The organism is Ruthenibacterium lactatiformans (genome assembly GCF_000949455.1).
Taxonomy (GTDB): domain Bacteria; phylum Bacillota; class Clostridia; order Oscillospirales; family Ruminococcaceae; genus Ruthenibacterium; species Ruthenibacterium lactatiformans.
This window is the reverse complement of the sequence record NZ_JXXK01000013.1, coordinates 72,282-89,215: the sequence shown is the minus strand read 5'-3', so window position 1 is coordinate 89,215 and position 16,934 is coordinate 72,282. Positions and strand designations below refer to the sequence as shown.

The 16,934-nt window shown below is 61.7% G+C and carries 17 protein-coding genes; 7 read left to right on the top strand and 10 right to left on the bottom strand.

What is annotated here, in order from left to right; all coding sequences use genetic code 11:
• Window positions 1-43 precede the first annotated feature (43 nt).
• The 6 genes from TQ39_RS10450 (at window position 44) to TQ39_RS10425 (ending at window position 5,943) form a co-directional block, all read left to right on the top strand.
• Complete coding sequence (locus tag TQ39_RS10450; protein WP_156146268.1) at window positions 44-907, top strand: TraX family protein; 864 nt, start codon at window positions 44-46, stop codon at window positions 905-907.
• 23 nt (window positions 908-930) lie between these two features.
• Window positions 931-1,602: a response regulator transcription factor gene (locus TQ39_RS10445; protein WP_050005482.1), complete on the top strand. Its 672-nt coding sequence runs from the start codon at window positions 931-933 to the stop codon at window positions 1,600-1,602.
• Window positions 1,581-3,014: a sensor histidine kinase gene (locus TQ39_RS10440; protein ID WP_009324575.1), complete on the top strand. Its 1,434-nt coding sequence runs from the start codon at window positions 1,581-1,583 to the stop codon at window positions 3,012-3,014. The genes TQ39_RS10445 and TQ39_RS10440 overlap by 22 nt, the downstream gene beginning before the upstream one ends.
• Window positions 3,015-3,210: 196 nt before the next feature.
• Window positions 3,211-4,317 (top strand): aldo/keto reductase, encoded by a 1,107-nt coding sequence (locus TQ39_RS10435; protein WP_050005480.1) that lies wholly within the window; start codon window positions 3,211-3,213, stop codon window positions 4,315-4,317.
• A gap of 29 nt (window positions 4,318-4,346) precedes the next feature.
• Window positions 4,347-5,492 (top strand): aldo/keto reductase, encoded by a 1,146-nt coding sequence (locus TQ39_RS10430; protein WP_050005479.1) that lies wholly within the window; start codon window positions 4,347-4,349, stop codon window positions 5,490-5,492.
• A 73-nt stretch (window positions 5,493-5,565) separates the two neighbouring features.
• Window positions 5,566-5,943 (top strand): MerR family transcriptional regulator, encoded by a 378-nt coding sequence (locus TQ39_RS10425; RefSeq protein WP_050005478.1) that lies wholly within the window; start codon window positions 5,566-5,568, stop codon window positions 5,941-5,943.
• Window positions 5,944-6,001: 58 nt separating this feature from the next.
• On the opposite strand, the gene TQ39_RS10420 is transcribed toward TQ39_RS10425, so the two are convergent.
• From TQ39_RS10420 to polA, 9 genes are all read right to left on the bottom strand, one after another.
• Window positions 6,002-6,982, bottom strand: a complete 981-nt coding sequence (locus tag TQ39_RS10420; RefSeq protein WP_009324571.1) for a helix-turn-helix domain-containing protein — start codon at window positions 6,980-6,982, stop codon at window positions 6,002-6,004.
• A 153-nt stretch (window positions 6,983-7,135) separates the two neighbouring features.
• A complete protein-coding gene (locus tag TQ39_RS10415; protein WP_050005477.1) occupies window positions 7,136-8,455 on the bottom strand; it encodes an MATE family efflux transporter in 1,320 nt (439 codons plus the stop codon).
• A 292-nt stretch (window positions 8,456-8,747) separates the two neighbouring features.
• A complete protein-coding gene (tsaD, locus tag TQ39_RS10410) occupies window positions 8,748-9,755 on the bottom strand; it encodes a tRNA (adenosine(37)-N6)-threonylcarbamoyltransferase complex transferase subunit TsaD (protein WP_050005476.1) in 1,008 nt (335 codons plus the stop codon).
• Between the two features lie 19 nt (window positions 9,756-9,774).
• On the bottom strand, window positions 9,775-10,305 hold the full coding sequence (locus TQ39_RS10405; protein ID WP_050005475.1) for a hypothetical protein: 531 nt from the start codon (window positions 10,303-10,305) through the stop codon (window positions 9,775-9,777).
• Between the two features lie 35 nt (window positions 10,306-10,340).
• The gene (locus TQ39_RS10400) at window positions 10,341-10,610 is read right to left on the bottom strand and encodes a DUF1905 domain-containing protein (RefSeq protein ID WP_009324567.1); all 270 of its coding nucleotides are present in this window, start codon (window positions 10,608-10,610) and stop codon (window positions 10,341-10,343) included.
• Window positions 10,611-10,624: 14 nt separating this feature from the next.
• Window positions 10,625-11,407: a methyltransferase domain-containing protein gene (locus TQ39_RS10395; RefSeq protein WP_050005474.1), complete on the bottom strand. Its 783-nt coding sequence runs from the start codon at window positions 11,405-11,407 to the stop codon at window positions 10,625-10,627.
• Between the two features lie 34 nt (window positions 11,408-11,441).
• Window positions 11,442-11,948 carry an AAA family ATPase gene (locus tag TQ39_RS10390; protein WP_478002431.1) on the bottom strand — a complete coding sequence of 169 codons (507 nt, stop codon included), beginning with the start codon at window positions 11,946-11,948 and terminating at the stop codon, window positions 11,442-11,444.
• A 56-nt stretch (window positions 11,949-12,004) separates the two neighbouring features.
• A complete protein-coding gene (rimI, locus tag TQ39_RS10385; RefSeq protein ID WP_050005472.1) occupies window positions 12,005-12,505 on the bottom strand; it encodes a ribosomal protein S18-alanine N-acetyltransferase in 501 nt (166 codons plus the stop codon).
• Window positions 12,506-12,548: 43 nt separating this feature from the next.
• The gene (polA, locus tag TQ39_RS10380) at window positions 12,549-15,083 is read right to left on the bottom strand and encodes a DNA polymerase I (protein WP_050005496.1); all 2,535 of its coding nucleotides are present in this window, start codon (window positions 15,081-15,083) and stop codon (window positions 12,549-12,551) included.
• Between the two features lie 159 nt (window positions 15,084-15,242).
• Between polA and dusB the strand changes: the two genes are divergently transcribed.
• Entirely contained in the window at window positions 15,243-16,235 is a 993-nt protein-coding gene (dusB, locus tag TQ39_RS10375; RefSeq protein WP_009324562.1) for a tRNA dihydrouridine synthase DusB, read from the top strand.
• Window positions 16,236-16,244: 9 nt separating this feature from the next.
• On the opposite strand, the gene yfbR is transcribed toward dusB, so the two are convergent.
• Window positions 16,245-16,850, bottom strand: coding sequence for a 5'-deoxynucleotidase (yfbR, locus tag TQ39_RS10370; protein WP_050005471.1), 606 nt, complete (start codon window positions 16,848-16,850; stop codon window positions 16,245-16,247).
• Window positions 16,851-16,934: the final 84 nt, after the last annotated feature.

Here is a 16,934-nt window from a genome sequence, read left to right as displayed (position 1 = left end):
CGGATATACTCGTTCCAGCAACAAAAAAGAGGAGTGTATCTGTTTGGAAAACACAATGCAAAAAACGGGGCTGCGCCGTGGCCTTACCACTGCGCAGCTGAAATGGATCGCGCTGGTGCTCATGGTGCTGGACCATATCCATTATTTTTTCGAGTTCACAGGCGCGGTACCGCTTTTGTTTTCGCAGCTGGGGCGGCTTTCTGCCGGGCTGTTTCTGTTCTGCCTGATCGAGGGCTTCATCCACACCCATGACAGACGGCGCTACTTTCTGCGCATTTACCTTGTTTCCGTGGGCATGGGAGCAGTGCAGTTCTGCTGCATTCTGTTCGATTCCTGCAGGCGTCCCGACGGCTTTTATCCGATGAACCAGATGCTGGCGACCTTTGCCGTTCTGCTGCCCATGCTGCAGGGTGTGGACTGGCTGCGGCAAAAGCGGTGGCTGCGCGGGCTGGCCGCATTGGTGCTGCCTTTCGCCTGGCCGTTTTTCATGCTGGTGGTGATATATCCGATGTTCCCGCAGGCGGAAGGCTGGCTGACGCTGCTGGGCTTTACGGTGCTGCCCATGCACACCATGATCATGGACGGCGGCACGCTGTTTATCCTGTGCGGCCTTCTGATGTATTTGTGCCGGCTGAAAAGCACGAAGCTGGAGGCGCTGGCTTTCGCCGCATTTTACCTTCTGGTGTACGGAAGCACGGCGGTGCTTTACCCCGGTGCGACGTGGGATTTTATCTTTAATCAGGCGTTTGAGTGGATGGGCGCGTTTTCAGCTGTGTTCATGCTGCTGTACAATGGGCAGCGCGGCGCCTCCGGGCGCGGCGGCAAGTATTTCTTTTATGTGTTCTATCCCGCGCACGTCTATGTTTTGTACGGGCTTTCGTGGCTTTTGTATTTATGGATGCAATGACTGATTGAAATGGTGGCGAGACTGTGGCACATATTCTGGTGGTAGACGACGATGCGGATATGCGCGCGCTTGTGCGCGGCGCATTGGAGCGGGACGGCCATGCCGTAACGGCGCTGGCATGCGGAGCGCAGGTGACGCCGGAGCACTGCGCCTGGGCGCACTGCATCCTGCTGGATGTGATGATGCCCGGTGAGGACGGCTTTGCCACCTGCGCGCGTATCCGCGCCCTGGCAGGGTGCCCCATCCTGTTTCTTACCGCAAGAGCGGAGGAAACGGACGTTCTGCGCGGACTGGGCCTTGGCGGCGACGATTACCTGACGAAGCCATTTCGCGTGGCGGAGCTGCGCGCCCGTGTGGCGGCGCATCTGCGGCGGGAGGCGCGCGTACCCACCCGCCGCGTGCGGCGCGGTGCGTTTGATTTCGACCTGGCTTCCAAAACGCTGTACCACGGTGATGCGGCGCTGCCGCTGACGAAAAGCGAATACGCCATCTGCGAGCATCTGGCCACTCACGCGGGACAGGTGTTCAGCAAGGAACAGATCTACGAGGCGGTATTCGGCTATGACGGCTGTGCGGACGATTCCGCCGTCACCGAGCATGTGAAAAACATCCGCGCGAAATTGAAAGCGGCGGGCGGCGCGCCGATCGAAACGGTGTGGGGGATCGGGTACAAATGGAAAAACGAAGAAATGTGAGCCTGGGTGCGTTGCTGTGGCGCTATTTGATATTGACAGGCGTTTCGGCAGCAGCACTGGCGGCGGCATGGTGGATAACGCTCATGCTGCTGATGAACGCGGGTTTTGTGCTGCCCGCCCGCACGCAGAGTGACCATGCCTCGGACGCGGCGGCCGCAATGCGCCTGCAGGGCAGCTTTGACGCATCGCTGGCGGACGAACTGTGCAATTATGTTTATTTCGCCCCGGACGGCACAGTGCTGGAGACGAACCTTTCCGGCCGTCGGCTGGCGGACGCGAAGGAGGCCCGGCGGACGTTGGAGGGAGGGGCGTGGTTTTACCAGCGTGTGGATTTCAGCGATGGGTCGCTGTGCCTGTTTCAGTTCGATTACAGCGTGCTTTACGGCAACGAGGCCCTGCGCGGCGTTCTTCCGGATTTTGAGCTTGCCAGCCTGGTGCTGCTCGCCGTGGTGCTGGTGACAACGGTAACGCTTATCACACGGCATTACACGCGCAGGCTGCGCCGTGCGGCGGATAAGCTGGCCGCCGCCAGCGCACGCATTGCGGAGGGGCAACTGGAGGGCGGAGATTTTTCCTCGGCGGGCGTGCGGGAGTTGGACGGTGCAATGGACGCCATGCGCACGCTGAAGGAGAACCTTTCCGGTTCTTTGCAGGCCCAGTGGCGTATGGAGCAGCAGCGGGCAGAGCAGATGGCCGCGCTGGCGCATGACCTGAAAACGCCGCTCACGATCATCGGCGGCAACGCCGAACTGCTGGCCGAGGACGCGCTGAGCGACGCCCAGCGCGCGAATGTGGATGCCATTTTGCGCAATACGCGCTACGCGGGGGAATACATTGCCTCGCTGAGGGCGCTGGCTGCGGGTGCGGACAGTGCGGATACGGTAAAAAACCCGGAGCCCGCTGCGTCGGACGGCGCGCAGGAGCATGCCGCTCCGCAGGAGACGGAGCGGGTCTCCCTGCCGGAGTTCCTGGCCGAGATACAAGCCCAGGGCCAGGCTCTCTGCCGGGCGCGGGGCTGTGTATTTCGCCTGCTGACGGATGGAACGTCCATGCTGCCCATGCGCCGGGCGGAGCTGCTGCGTGCGCTGGTGAATCTTGTGGAGAATGCCGCGCGCTACACGCCGCAGGGCGGGGCGGTAACGCTGGAAAGCCGCGTGAGGCGCGCCCCGGACGGCGCGGGCCGTGCGGTGTTCACCGTACGGGATACAGGGCCGGGCTTTACACCCGAGGCGCTTGCCAAAGGCATGCAGCCGCTGTACACGGGCGAAAAAAGCCGCCCGCAGGACGGCCATATGGGACTGGGCCTGACGTTTGCCGCCGATGTCGCCAGGCGTCACGGCGGCGCGTTGGCGCTGCGCAATGCGGCCGGCGGCGGAGCGGTGGCCGAGCTTTCATTTCCCGTGTGGGGATGACGCAGACCCTGTGTACAGCAAAAGAAGCCTCTCGCCCTGCGTATGGCAGGGCGGGAGGCTTCTTTGTGCAGGCGGTGCATTTTGCTTTTCTTTGCAAAAAAGCTTGACTTGGAGTGAACTCCAGATGTTATGCTTACTACAAAGCTTGTAATGCCGCCCGCCGGTGTGCGGCATGGGTAAGAGAGGAAAATGCAATATGAAAAAACTGGGATTCGGCTGTATGCGTCTGCCCATGATGGGCGGTGCGGACGGCGAAGTGGACAAGCGGGAATTCTGCCGCATGGTGGATACGTTTCTGGCCGAGGGCTTTTGCTATTTCGACACGGCCCACGGATATTTGAACGGCAAAAGCGAAACGGCGCTGCGGGAATGCCTGACGGCGCGCTATCCGCGCGAATCGTACATTTTGACAGACAAGTTGACGTCGTTCTTTTTTGAAAAGGAGGACGATATCCTGCCTTTATTTGACCAGCAGCTGGAAAAAACCGGTGTCTCCTATTTCGATTATTATCTGCTGCACGCGCTGAACGGCGCTTACTACGAAAAATTTACACGCTGCAATGCGTTTGAAATCGTGAAACAGCTCAAGGAGCAGGGCAGGGTGAAGCATATCGGCATTTCGTTTCACGACAAGCCTGCTCTGCTGGACCGCGTTCTGGACGAGCATCCGGAGATAGAAGTGGTGCAGATCCAGTTCAATTATGCGGATTACGAAAACCCCAGCATCGAGAGCCGTGCCGTGTACGAGGTGTGCCGCAGACACCAAAAGCCCGTCATCGTGATGGAACCTGTCAAGGGCGGGGGACTTATCCAGCTGCCGGAGGAAGCGAAGGCGGTGCTGGACGGCGTGGGAACGGGAAGCTACGCCAGCTATGCCGTGCGCTACGCGGCTTCCTTTGAGGGGGTATTCATGGTGCTCAGCGGCATGAGCAACTATGAACAGCTTGCCGACAACGTAAGCTACATGAAAGATTTTCAGCCCTTTACCAGCGCGGAATACAAGGCTGTGGAACGCGTGCGGGAGATTTTGAAACAGCAGGACAGCATTCCCTGTACGGCCTGCCGTTACTGTGTGCCGGGCTGCCCGAAGCATATTCCCATCCCCGGCCTGTTCGGCTGTTACAACGCCAAAAAACAGTTTGGAGACTGGAACAGCGACGTCTATTACGGAAACCTGACGCAGAACGGGGGAAAAGCATCGGAGTGCATCGGCTGCGGCCAGTGCGAGCGGGCGTGCCCGCAGCATCTGCCGGTGATCCGCCATTTAAAGGAAACCGCGGCGCTGTTTGAAACGCAGGCGTAAGCGCCCGCAAAAAGAAAAGGGAGAATACAATGGAATACAGGGAATTGGGCCGCACCGGGCTGCGCGTGAGCGAGATCGGCCTTGGGTGCGAGGGCTTTGTGGGCAAGACGGAAGAAGAGACACAGGCATTGATGACGCAGGCGGTGGAAGCGGGCGTGAACTGTATGGATCTGTACACGCCGGACCCGGACCTGCGCAGCCGCGTGGGACGCGCGCTGCGGGGCAGGCGGGAACAGTTCGTGCTGCAGGCGCATCTGTGTACCGTCTGGCAGAACGGCCAGTACAAAGCCACGCGGGACATCGGCGAGGTACGGGCTTCCTTTGAGGACGTGCTGCGCCGTCTGGAAACAGACTATATCGACGTGGGAATGATCCATTATGTGGATACCATGGACACATGGAACACTGTGGCAAACGGCGAGGTGATGCGCTATGCGCTGGAGCAAAAGCGCGCGGGGCGCATCCGGTGCATCGGCCTGAGCAGCCACAACCCGGAGGTGGCGCTGGCGGCTGTGGAAAGCGGCCTTGTGGAGGTGCTGATGTTCAGCGTCAACCCCTGCTATGATCTGCAGCCCGCGGGAGAGAATTGCGAGGCTCTGTGGGCGGAGGAAAGCTATGCGGGCATGCTGGTGAATATGGACCCTGCGCGGGAGCGCCTGTACGAGACCTGCCAGCGCCTGGGTGTGGGCATCACGGTGATGAAGGCCTTCGGCGGGGGAGACCTGCTGACGGCGGATTCCCCGGCGGGCGTTGCGCTGACGGTGGAGCAGTGCATCCACTATGCGCTCACGCGGCCCGCCGTGGCCAGCGTGATGTCCGGCGTGCACACGTCCGCCGAGCTTGCGGCCAGCCTGGCTTATGAGACGGCACCGGACAGCGCGCGGGATTACGCCGCTGCGCTGGCGACTTTCCCGAAAATAAGCTGGAGGGGACACTGCATGTACTGCGGCCACTGCGCCCCGTGTCCAAAGGGGATCGACGTTGCAAGCGTCACCAAATTTCTGAACCTGGCCCGTGCCCAGGGCATGGTGCCGGAGACGGTGCGCGAGCATTATGCGGCGCTGGCCCATAAGGCGGGCGAATGTATCGCCTGCGGCGCATGCAGCAAGCGCTGCCCTTTCGGCGTGGACGCGGTGGAAAACATGCGCCGGGCAGAGGAGACCTTCGGCGCATAGTGTGCGGCAAAGGCCGGCTTTTGAAGAACAGAACGGCGGCGGAGCGCGCCGGGATAAAAGGAGTATTTGTGATATGACGATTGCACAGGTAAGCCAGAAATACGGCGTCTCAGCGGATACACTGCGGTATTATGAGCGCATCGGCCTGCTGCCCCCGGTGGGGCGCACAAAGAGCGGTATCCGCGATTATGCCGAAGAGGACTGCAACTGGGTGAATTTCATCAAATGTATGCGCGGCGCAGGACTTCCCGTGGAGACGCTGATTGAATATGTGGGCCTGTTCGGACAGGGAGACGAGACCATTCCCGCGCGCAAAGAGCTGCTGATGGAACAGCGCCGCCAACTGGCTGCGCGCATCGGCGAGATGCAGGCCGTATTGGACAGGCTGGACAAAAAGATAGAAGGTTACGAGAGCCATCTGCTGAAAGCGGAGCGCAGCCTGAAACGGTGAAGCAATGAAAGAAAGGGAAAGCGGAATCTGCCGCTTTCCCTTTTCTGATGCGTCCTTTTTATTTTTTTCGCCCGGCCAATGCGCTGCATACGGCCATCACCGCCGCAAACAGCACGCCCGCCACAGGCCATATGACCCAGCTTTCCCGCCAGGAATGGCCGGGGAGGCTGCATGCCAGGTACACGGCTGCTGCCACGCACCAGTACACGGTGCTCACCACGCCGGTGATAGAGCTGGTTTTCTTTTTTGTCCGCGTATAATCGCCCTCCTGAAGCAGCTTTTCCATGCTGGCCCAGTTGACGCCGCCCACGATGAAAAAAATCACCCCGAGGCCGATTAGGAGCAGCATGACGGAGAGCATGCCCACAAGAAAAAGCCCGTTTTCCGAGAGGAACGCGCCGCCGAACAAAGGAATGGCAGAAAGGATACACAGGCAGGCGCCCAAAACATTGTACCGCGTGTAGGTGCTGCGGTACTGACGTTGGCGTTCCCGCACCATGCCGGATACACCGTATTCCGTTTCAAACACTTCGGCCTCCAGATAGGCATAAGGGCTCGTCATGCCGCCGCAGGAGATGAACATCGCCACAGCAACTGCGACGAGCAGGAGCATCACGATCATCCCCGCGCCGCCGGCCAGATTTTCACGGATGGGCAGCATGCCCGTCTCGCTGGCGGCAGCCAACAGGAACAGGCAGATGGGGGAGAGGATGCATAAAAAAGTGGCAAAGGCGATGCGTCCGGCCGTAGCCTGCTTCACCTGAAGAAAAGCGTTGGCCTCCTCCATGGAGACGCGGCGCACCGAGGAGGAATCATCGGATTTCGTGTATTCGGCTTCCGCCAGCTCGTCTTTCAGCAGATAGTCTGTGCTGACGCCGAAGATCTGCGCCAGCTGCAAAATCTTTTCAAGGTCGGGAATGGATTGTGCGCCCTCCCATTTGGAGACGGACTGCCGTGTTACATTCAGTTTTTCCGCAAGCTCCTCCTGCGACCAGCCGCTTTTTTTTCGAAGCTGGACGACCTTATCCGCAAAAATCATATCACTGCACCTCACTGTTTTGTTGCCGGGGCCTGGTGCGCTCCGGGGTGCTTCCAGCATACCCCGCCGGGCGGTTGCGCGCCACCAACCGGCGCCGGGCAATGTGTCAACCGGTGGTTGCACAGGCCGGAGGCCCGTGGGAAAACGGCGTTTTCAGGTGCGCTGCACGCTGCGGCGGCCATCCTGGCGGAACATGCCCAGCAGGCAGAGGAACAGCAGCGCCTGTGCTGCGGGAGCCGCGGCCCAGATGCCGTTCACGCCCAGCATCGGCGGCAGAAGGAACAGAAACAGGGGGCTTGCGCCAAGCGGATCGCCAAAAATAAAGAACAGGCTGCGGCGCGTCTGCCCGGTGGCGTAAAAGCAGGAGGCGTACAGGCGCACCACGCCCCAAAGAGGCAGCGAGGCGACGGCAAACAACAGGGCGGGAACGCTTTCCCGGGCGGTCTCGGACGAAGCGCCAAACAGCAGCGGCAGCTGTTCCCGAGCAAGGAATGTGCCTGCGCACAGCACCGCGGCCACCGCCAGCAGTAAACGCAGCGCGCGGCGCTGTAAATGATGCTGGGCCGCAAGGTCGCCCGCACCGTGGCAGAAGCTCACCAGCGGCTGGATGCCCTCGCCGATACCGGACAAAAGCGGCTGCAGCGCCCCCAGTACATAACTGAGGATGGCGTAGGTAGCAACAGCGCCCGCGCCGCCGTAACGGATGCACTGCCAGTTGTTGAGCATGATGAGCACACTGGCGGACATGGAAAGCCCAAACGGAGAAACGCCCACCGTAAGCAGTTTTTTGCACAGGTGCGGATCGGGGCAAAACTGGCGCGCGTGGACGGGAGCGTTTTTGTTCATAAGCAGGCACAGCAGTGCGGCCAGCGCCGAAAGGCCCTGCGCCGTTACGGTGGCCAGCGCCGCGCCGCGCATGCCCCAGGCGAATACGGCGATGAACAGCCAGTCCAGCAGGATGTTGCACAGCAGGCTGAAAATCATGATGGCCATTGCGGCGACGGTACGCCCGCTTCCGCGCAGCAGAGGGTTCAATCCGCTGTTGAATATCTGCAGGCCGCCCGCCAGCACGACGACAACGGTGTAATCCGCCGCGGGCTGGTACAGCTCGCCTGTTGCGCCAAGCAGGCGGAGCAGCCACGGGTATGAAAAACCCAGCGCCGCCGTCAGCAGCACGGTGGCCGCACCCAGGCACAAAAGCGTGTTGCCCCGCGCGGCCAGGGCCTTTTCCGTGTCGCCCGCGCCCATGGCGTGGGTCATCACCACGCTGCCGCCGGAGCCGATGCCCAGCCCCGTGGCAAGGATGACAGCCGCGATGGGCCACAGGATGTTGATGGAGGCAAGGCCTACGTCCCCGATGCTTTGGCCGATGAAAAAACCGTCGACGATGATAAAAAATCCCGTCAGAAGCTGGGATGCCATGGCGGGGATGACGTAGCGGTAAAACTGCTCGTGAGGCGCTTTGGTATGCAAAAAAACAACTCCTTTCCCGTATCGGCGGAGCAGTGTTTGGCCGACACGGTATATTGTATCGAAAAGCGGAGTGGATTGCACGGGGGTTTTTATTGAGAAGCAATAAAATACCGAGGCGGAGCTGCCGCTTTATGCGCGTACGGGCACTTCATGCCCGGCGCTTGCAGGATCAAGGCTGCGGGACGGGCTGTAACGTCTGAACCCAGGTCGGAAAGAAAAACCACCGTTTTCCGTGGGCCGAACGGCTTGCGTGAAAGCGGCGGCTTTCATTTGATGCGATGGGGGCGGCAGTTCAGAGGTAATCGATGCCCAGCGTGGCAAGGCCGTTAAGATTTAGGCCGGCGGTATTGCCCGCCCGGTATTCGTAAAAGCCCTGTGCGGCCACCATGGCGGCGTTGTCGCCGCAGAGCTGGAGTTCCGGCAGATACAGCCGCGCGCCCAGCTTCTTCGCGCCCGCGGCAAGCGTCTCCCGCAGCAGGCCGTTGGCGGCCACGCCGCCTGCGATGCAGATCTGCTTTGCGCCGGTATCCTGCGCGGCCAGCAGCAGCTTTTCGGCCAGAATGTCCGTGATGCGGAACTGGAAGCTGGCGGCCATATCGGCCACGTTCACACGTTCTCCTTTCATCTGCGCTTTGTTCACAAGATTGAGCACAGCTGTTTTCAGACCGGAGAAGCTGACGTTGTACGGGCCCTCTACATGGGGCGTGGGCAGGGGATAAGCTTTGGAATCGCCCGTTTGGGCGGCCCGGCTCACCGCCGGGCCGCCGGGATAGCCCAGCCCCAGCGTGCGCGCCACCTTGTCGAAGGCTTCGCCGGCTGCGTCGTCCACCGTCCGGCCAAGGACCTCGAAATGGGTGTAGTCCTGCACCCGCACGATATGGCTGTGCCCGCCGCTGGCAACGAGGCATAAAAACGGCGGCTCCAGCTCGGGGTGCGTCAGGTACAGCGCTGCGATATGTCCGCGCAGATGGTGCACGGGGATGAGTGGTTTTTGCGCAGAAAGCGCGAGGCCTTTTGCAAAATTCAGGCCCACCAGCACCGCGCCGATGAGCCCGGGCGCAAAGGTGACCGCCACGCCGCCGATTTCATCCAGCGCCGTGCCCGCTTCGTCCAGCGCGGCCCGCGCCACCTGAGAGATATGCTCGATGTGGCGGCGGCTTGCAATCTCCGGCACCACGCCGCCGTAAAGATTTTGCTCTGCGGCGCTGGAGGCCACGCAATTTGAAAGAAGCTCCCGTCCGTCCTTCACGACGGCGGCGCAGGTATCGTCACAGCTGGATTCGATTCCCAAAATATACATATAAAACTTCCTTGTCGGTTTATTCGGCCTGCGGCTCCAACAGCGTAAGCCCGCCGCCATAGTCGTAAGCGACACAGCGCCATTTCAGCGCGCCGTCCGCCGCGTTTTCAAAGCGGAACAAAAGGTTTACCGCGGTGTGGCCGTCCTCGGCATAGGCGTATACCAGCGGCATATAGCTTGCGGTGGAAAGCACACGGACGGCGCTCTCATCCGGGGAAAAGCGCATGGTTCCGCCCAGCGTTCCCTCGATGGGAATCAGCTCAGGGTGGGCGTATAGATCGGCCGCGAGCCGCTTTTCCCGCTCGGTTCGCGTATCCTCCAACACGGCCGCACGCTGCGCGTCTGCGAGCGCGGCTTTCAATTCAGCCACCTGTTCGGTGAGCGCCTGCAATTCAGCATCCTGCGCTTTCAACTGCGCAAGCGCCTGTTCATGTACGGAGGCAGGAACAGCGTTGCCCTGGGCGGAGCAGGCGCACAAAAGGGCCGCGCAAAGGCAAAATGCCGCAGGTGCACAGAGGAAAAGGCGGGAGCGAAAGAGGTTCTTTTTCATTGCGGCGTCCTCCTTTGAAAACAATGAAAAACGGGTCATTGCCGTTCCTGTACAGTGACGGAAACCACGTCGCCGGGCTGCTTTCCGATCTTCGCGCGGATGTCTCTGCGCACGCCGAGGATGTGCCCGGGGGTGCCCATGCGCACGAGGCTGCCGTCATAGGGCTGGCCGTCGAAAGTAGCGTGGACCTTCACGCGGCCCTTGCCGAATTCGGCGCGCACATCGTAGGGGAATTCCACATACGCGCCGTTCAGGTCCGGCACTTTTTGCAGCACCGCTTCAAAGCGGTAGATCGTTTCATTCATATTCCGGCCCCTTTTTACGCGCCGGGCCGCACGGCTGTGAAGAACAGGCGCGGGAAGCGGAAGATGATCTCGCCGCTGCGCTGCGCGGGGTAGGCCTGCACAAGCTGAGCGGATACGTCGCGCTCGAACTCTTCCTGCTGCGCCTTGTTCAGCTTGTCCAGATAGGGCCGCATACCTGTGGCCCGGTACCACTCCAGCATGGCCGCATGGCTGGGCATGCGGTGATAATAGGTGATCTCCCACATCGTGAATTCCTGCGTCAGCTCCCCAAGCACATCGAAGTATTCATTCTGCTGAAGATTGTGGAACGCGCGGGGCGGCGCGGGAAAGGCCGTCCGCCATTTTTCCCGGCGGGCGGTTTCAGCAATAATCCTGTGCATAGGCTGGCTTTGCTGCACGGGGATCTGCACAGCCAGCACGCCGCCGGGACGGAGCTGACGCATCAGCGCGGGCAGCAGCGTCCGGTGCTCCGGGATCCACTGCAGGCACGCGTTGGAAAATACAATATCAAAGCCGCCGCCCAGTGCGTCCAGGCCCTGCGGTGCCTCGCACACACGAAATTCAAATTCCGGATGTGCGGCACAGGCCGCAGCCACCATGTTTTCGGAGCTGTCCACGCCCAGTACACGCGCGCCGGGGTAACGCGCGGCCACTGCGGCCGTGCTGTTGCCGGGCCCACAGCCAATGTCCAGAATGCTGCGCGCATCCCGCAAAGGGATGCGCGCGGCAAGGTCGTGCGCGGGCTGTGTGCGCTCCGCTTTGAATTTGAGGTAAAGCTCGGAATTCCAGTCTGCCATAGAAAAATACCTTCCTTTCCGGATGAGAGGCATGTCACCCGTTTGCACCGGCGCAGCGGCGAAGTATCGCGTCCGCGGCCTGTGCGGGCGACAGGCTCGTGTTGTCCAGCCAGAAGCCGACGCGGGGTGTTTCCGCCAGAAAAGCGTCGTAAAGAGCTTCCGGCGAAAAGCCCGTATAGCCCGTCTTGGCCCGTTTTTCCTCGCGCTCTTTCACCGCGGCAAGGCTGGGGCACAGGACGACGGCCTCTACGGGATAACCTTGCAGCAGCCGCAGCATACGGGGCAGCGCTTCGCCGTAATAGTTGTCTTGAACCACAACGGAAAAGCCGCCGTCGAAATAGGTTTTCGCGGCCTCCGCCGTCAGGCGGTACCGCAGATGAAGCTGGCGCACGGCCTCTTCGGAGGGCGCTGCGGACATTTCTTCCCGCCCGGAGGAAATCATCCGGCGGAACACGTCGCCGCGCAGATGGACGCATTTGTCCAGCTTCAGCGCAAGGGCCTCGGCGGTCGTGGACTTCCCCGCCGCCATCACGCTCGTGATCAGATAAATTTGCCGTTCCGTAAAAGCACCTCCCGGGAAAAGCGGCCGCCGCGCCGTTACAGCGTTTTCTGCATCAGCACGGCGTCATCCGCGGGCGTTGCATAAAAGTTCCGGCGCAGGCCCGTCTGCACAAAGCCGAGCGAGAGGTACAGCGCCTGCGCGGCGCTGTTCTGGGCGCGCACTTCCAGGAACACGTCCTGCGCGCCCTGCAGGCACAGCGCCGCGAACGCCCAGGACAGCAATGCCCGTGCCACGCCCTGGCGGCGAAAGGCGGGCGCAGTGCTTACGGCGTAGAGGCTTGCCTCGCCGCACACGAGCTGGAACACCGCAAGCCCGGCGACTTTTCCTTCGGCTTCGGCAACAAACAGGCGCGCGTTTTCCTGCGCCAGCTCTTCGCGCAGTGCGGCTTCGCTCCAGCCGTCGTCCGCGCAGGCTTCAATGGCCGCGCACGCGGGCACGTCGGTTTCCCGCATAAAGCGGCAGAGGATGGGGCCGGCCTCCCTGGGGGCCGTTGTTTCCTGCTGCATATCGTTCGTCCTTTTTTCATTGTCTTTCATTGCCGGGGCCGCCGGGGCCGGGCGTGCGGACGCGGGGGGGCCGTCAACCTTTGGCCGCATACCATGTCGTACCGCTGTTTACATCCGCGGAGAGCGGCACCCGCAGCTCGGCCGCGCCGCGCATCTCCTCGCCCAGCACTTTGGCCGCGCGCTCTTTTTCTTCAGCCGGACATTCGACGATCAGCTCGTCGTGCACCTGCAGAATCAGGCGGGCGCGCAGGCCCTCGGCCTTCAGGCGGCGGTATACGCGCACCATGGCCAGCTTGATGATATCCGCGGCGGTGCCCTGGATGGGGGTGTTCATGGCCATGCGCTCGCCCAGGCTGCGCACGTTGAAATTGCTGCTGGCAAGCTCCGGCAGCGTGCGGCGGCGGCCGTACAGCGTTGTTACATAGCCGTTTTCACGGCCCTGCTCCACGGTCTCGTCCAGATATTTTTTGACGCCCGGGAAATTGGCGAAATAGTTTTTGATGAACGCGTCGGCTTCCTTGACGCTGACGCCGATATCCTTGGACAGGCTGAACGCGCCGATGCCGTACACGATGCCGAAGTTGACCGCCTTGGCGGACGAACGCAGCGCGGGCGTGACCTGTTCCGGCGGCAGACCGTAGATTCTGGCCGCAGTGCTGCGGTGGATGTCTGCGCCGGAACGGAACGCCTCGCACATGGCTTCATCGCCGGAGATGTGCGCAAGAAGGCGCAGTTCGATCTGGCTGTAATCCGCGTCCAGCAGCGTTTCGCCCTGGGGCGCGATGAAATATTTGCGGAAGCGGCTGCCCAGCTCGGTTCGCACGGGGATATTCTGCAGATTGGGCTCGCCGGAGGAAATACGGCCGGTACGGGTCTCCGTCTGGTTGAAGGTGGAATGGATGCGCCCGTCCGCCCCCACGACCTTGAGCAGGCCCTCGACATAGGTGGAATTCAGCTTCTGGTAGGTTCGGTACTGCAGGATGTGGCCGATGACGGGGGAATAGTCCCGCAGGCTCTCCAGCGTTTCGGCGTTGGTGGAATAACCGCTTTTCGTTTTTTTGCGTGTGGGCAGGCCAAGATCCTCAAACAGCGCCTTGCCCAGCTGCTTGGGGCTGTTGACGTTGAACTCATAGCCTACTTCATCATAGATGGCGCGAAGCTCTGCACCGAGGGCCGTCTGCAGCTCCTGCCCAAAGGCTTCAATACCGTTCCTGTCCACCAGAATGCCGATGTGCTCCATACTGGCCAGCACTTCGCACAGCGGGAATTCGATGTCGTCCAGCAGTTTGCCCATGCCTTCTGCATCGCATTTTTCACGCAGCACTGCGCACAGCTCTTCCAGCACGCCGGCTTCGGGCCAGGGCGCGCTGAACGCCGGGCGCACGCCGTATTCAGCAGCAAGGCGGGCCACGGTGTAATCGCTGGCCGCTGGGTTCAGCAGGTAGGCGGCCAGCTTTGCGTCGAAAGTGATGTTTTGGGCGGCAAGCCCGTGGGCAAAGCAGGCGCGGTACAGCGGCTTTGCGTCGAAACAGCGTTTTTCGGCGGCTTCATTTGCAAGCAGCGCCAAAAACGCTTCATCCTCAAGCCCCGCGGAATATACGGCTCCGTCCTGTACGGCCAGCATCACGTCTCCGGCGGCGCAAAGATAGACAGGGCCCGTGAGCGCGGGCAGGGGGGCCGCCTCCACCAGAGGGACAGCGGGCGCATCGTCAAAGCCGGGCTGCTGAGGCCCGGCTTCGGCGGGCAGGCGCAGCTTGTCCAGCGTGGCGTACATTTCAAGGTCCGTCAGCAGGCGTGCGGCGGCAGGGGCGTCCGGCGCGTCTTTTTTGTATGCGCCGGGTGCGGCGTTTACGGGCGCGCTGCACACGATCTCGGCCAGCGTGCGGCTCATCCCGGCCTGTTCTTTGTCCCGCAGCAGCTTTTCCCGCACGCCTTTTTTGATGCGCGCGTCGTCGATGTTTTCATACACGCCTGCCAGCGAGCCGAAATCCTGAATGAGGGCAAGGGCTGTTTTTTCACCCACTCCCGCGACGCCGGGAATGTTGTCCGACGCGTCGCCCATCAGGCTTTTCACCTCGATGAGCTGGCGGGGCCTGACGCCGTATTTTTCAAATACGGCGGCCTCGTCCATCACGGTGGTAACGCTGCGGCCCATCTGGGTGCCGGCCAGAAGCACGCGGGTGTGGGGCCCCACAAGCTGCAGGCTGTCCCTGTCTCCGGTTGCGATGGCGCATTCGTCGCCGCGGGCAGCGCAGGCGGCGGCCAGCGTGCCCAGAATATCGTCGGCCTCGTAGCCCTCGCACGTCACCATTTTGTAGCCGAGGTCCGCCAGCAGCTCTTTCAGCACGGGAAGCTGGGCGGCCAGCTCTTCGGGCATTCCTTTGCGCTGAGCCTTGTAGCCGCTGTACATTTTGTGGCGGAAGGTGGGCGCTTTCAGGTCAAAGGCGACCGCTACCTCGTCCGGTTTTTCCTCGGCTTCCAGCTTAAGCAGGATATTCATGAACCCCACGATGGCGTTGGTGAAGCGGCCGTCCTTTGTGGTGAGCAGCTTGATGCCGTAAAACGCGCGGTTGACGATGCTGTTGCCGTCTAATACAAGCAGTTTCAAAAGAGTATCCTCCGTGATTTTCAAATGTGAAACGTTCCTGTATAGTATACCATAATATGAAATTTTATGGTACAATAACAAAGATATCGCTCGGAAGTGCCGGACGGCCGGCGTCTTCCCGCAGAGCGCTTTTCCAAATACAAAAAAGTTGGTTGATCTATGCAGTTGGGACGATTTACTCTGGCAAAGGGCGCGTCTTTGGCGCCGATGGCGGGCGCGACGGACACGACGATGCGCCGCCTGTGCGCCGCCCACGGAGCGGTATGCACCGTCAGCGAGATGGTGAGCGCAAAGGCTTTGACAATGGGCGACAAAAAAAGCCCGCGGCTGATGGCCGGCGGGGGCGGGGACGCGCCCTTCGGCGTGCAGCTGTTCGGCGCGCAGCCGGACGTGATGGCCGAGGCGGCGCGCCTTATTTGCGATATGCGCGGCAAAATGCCCTTTGATTTTATCGACATCAACATGGGCTGTCCCGCGCCAAAGATCGCGGGGCCGGGAGCGGGCAGCGCGCTTCTGAAGGACCCGCCGCTGGCCGGGGCCATTGCCCGAGCCGTGCGGGACGCGGCGCCGGCCGATGTGCCCGTTACGGTGAAGCTGCGCATCGGCTGGGACGCCGACACGATGACGGGCCTGGAAGTGGCCAGGCGCTGCGCGGACGCGGGCGCCGCGCTGCTGACGGTGCACGGACGCACCCGTGCCGAGATGTACAATCCCGGCATTCACCCGGAGGAGATCGCGAAGATCAAGGCGGCTGTGGATATCCCTGTGCTGGCCAACGGCGACGTGACGGACGCGGAAAGCGCGCTGGCGCTGCTGGCGGCCACGGGGTGCGACGGCGTGGCCGTGGGGCGCGGAGCCATGGGAAACCCATGGCTGTTCGGGCAGATCGCCGCGGCAATGGAGTGCCGGGAGGTTCCCCCACCGCCCAGCCTGCACGAGCGGTTCCGTGTGCTGCGCCGGCATATCTACGATATGTGCGAGGACAAGGGCGAATATATCGCCATGCAGCAGGCGCGCACGCACGCCGCCTGGTATATGCATGGGCTGCGCGGCGCGGCAACGCTGCGGCGGGAATGCTGCGGCATGCTGCATTTTACGGACCTGGACCGTGTGATCGAGCACGCGTGGGAGCTTCAGCGGGAAACGCGCTGAAGACGGCGCTCAGCCGGGCTGCGGCCCCCCGGCGGAAAGCTCGTCCAGCGTCCAGTCATAGCAGGGCAGCATATGCTGCATGAAGTAATCCGCCTCCGGGCATTCCATGGCGGCCAGCGCCGCCGTCTGCTGAGCGCGCGCACCTGTAAATTCCCGGTTGCCCGCGTTTTCCTCCTCGACGCATTTGATGAGTGCGGAGAGCCTGTCCGCAGCTTTCAGAAGCTGGCGCTCTTTCTGCGTAAGGATACCGCCTGAGAGATAGCCGTCCATGCCGGCGCGCACCGCGTCGGGCAGCAGAGCGCCCAGCGTGTGGGCCGCGTCGGCCTCCACAGCCTTGTAGGCTGCGCGCAGCGGCTCACTTTTGTATTTGACGGGCGTGGGCATGTCCCCGGTCAGAATTTCGCTGGCGTCGTGGTACAAAGCGGCGACGGCTACGGTTTCAGGGCGCACATCCGTGCCAAAGATAGTTTGAGAGACAAGGCACAGCGTGTGCGCCAGAATGGCGGCGTCCGCAGTGTGCTCGCTGAGGGATTCCGTGCGCGCGGCGCGCATCAGGCCCCACCGGGCGATGTATTTCATGCGCGCGAGCAGCGCATTAAAGGGATACAGCTCCATTGCAATTTTTTCCTCGCTTTTCTCGTATTATCAGGGTAGGATCGATTCGGCGCGGCCGGCGCCGGGAAACTATTTACATTATAG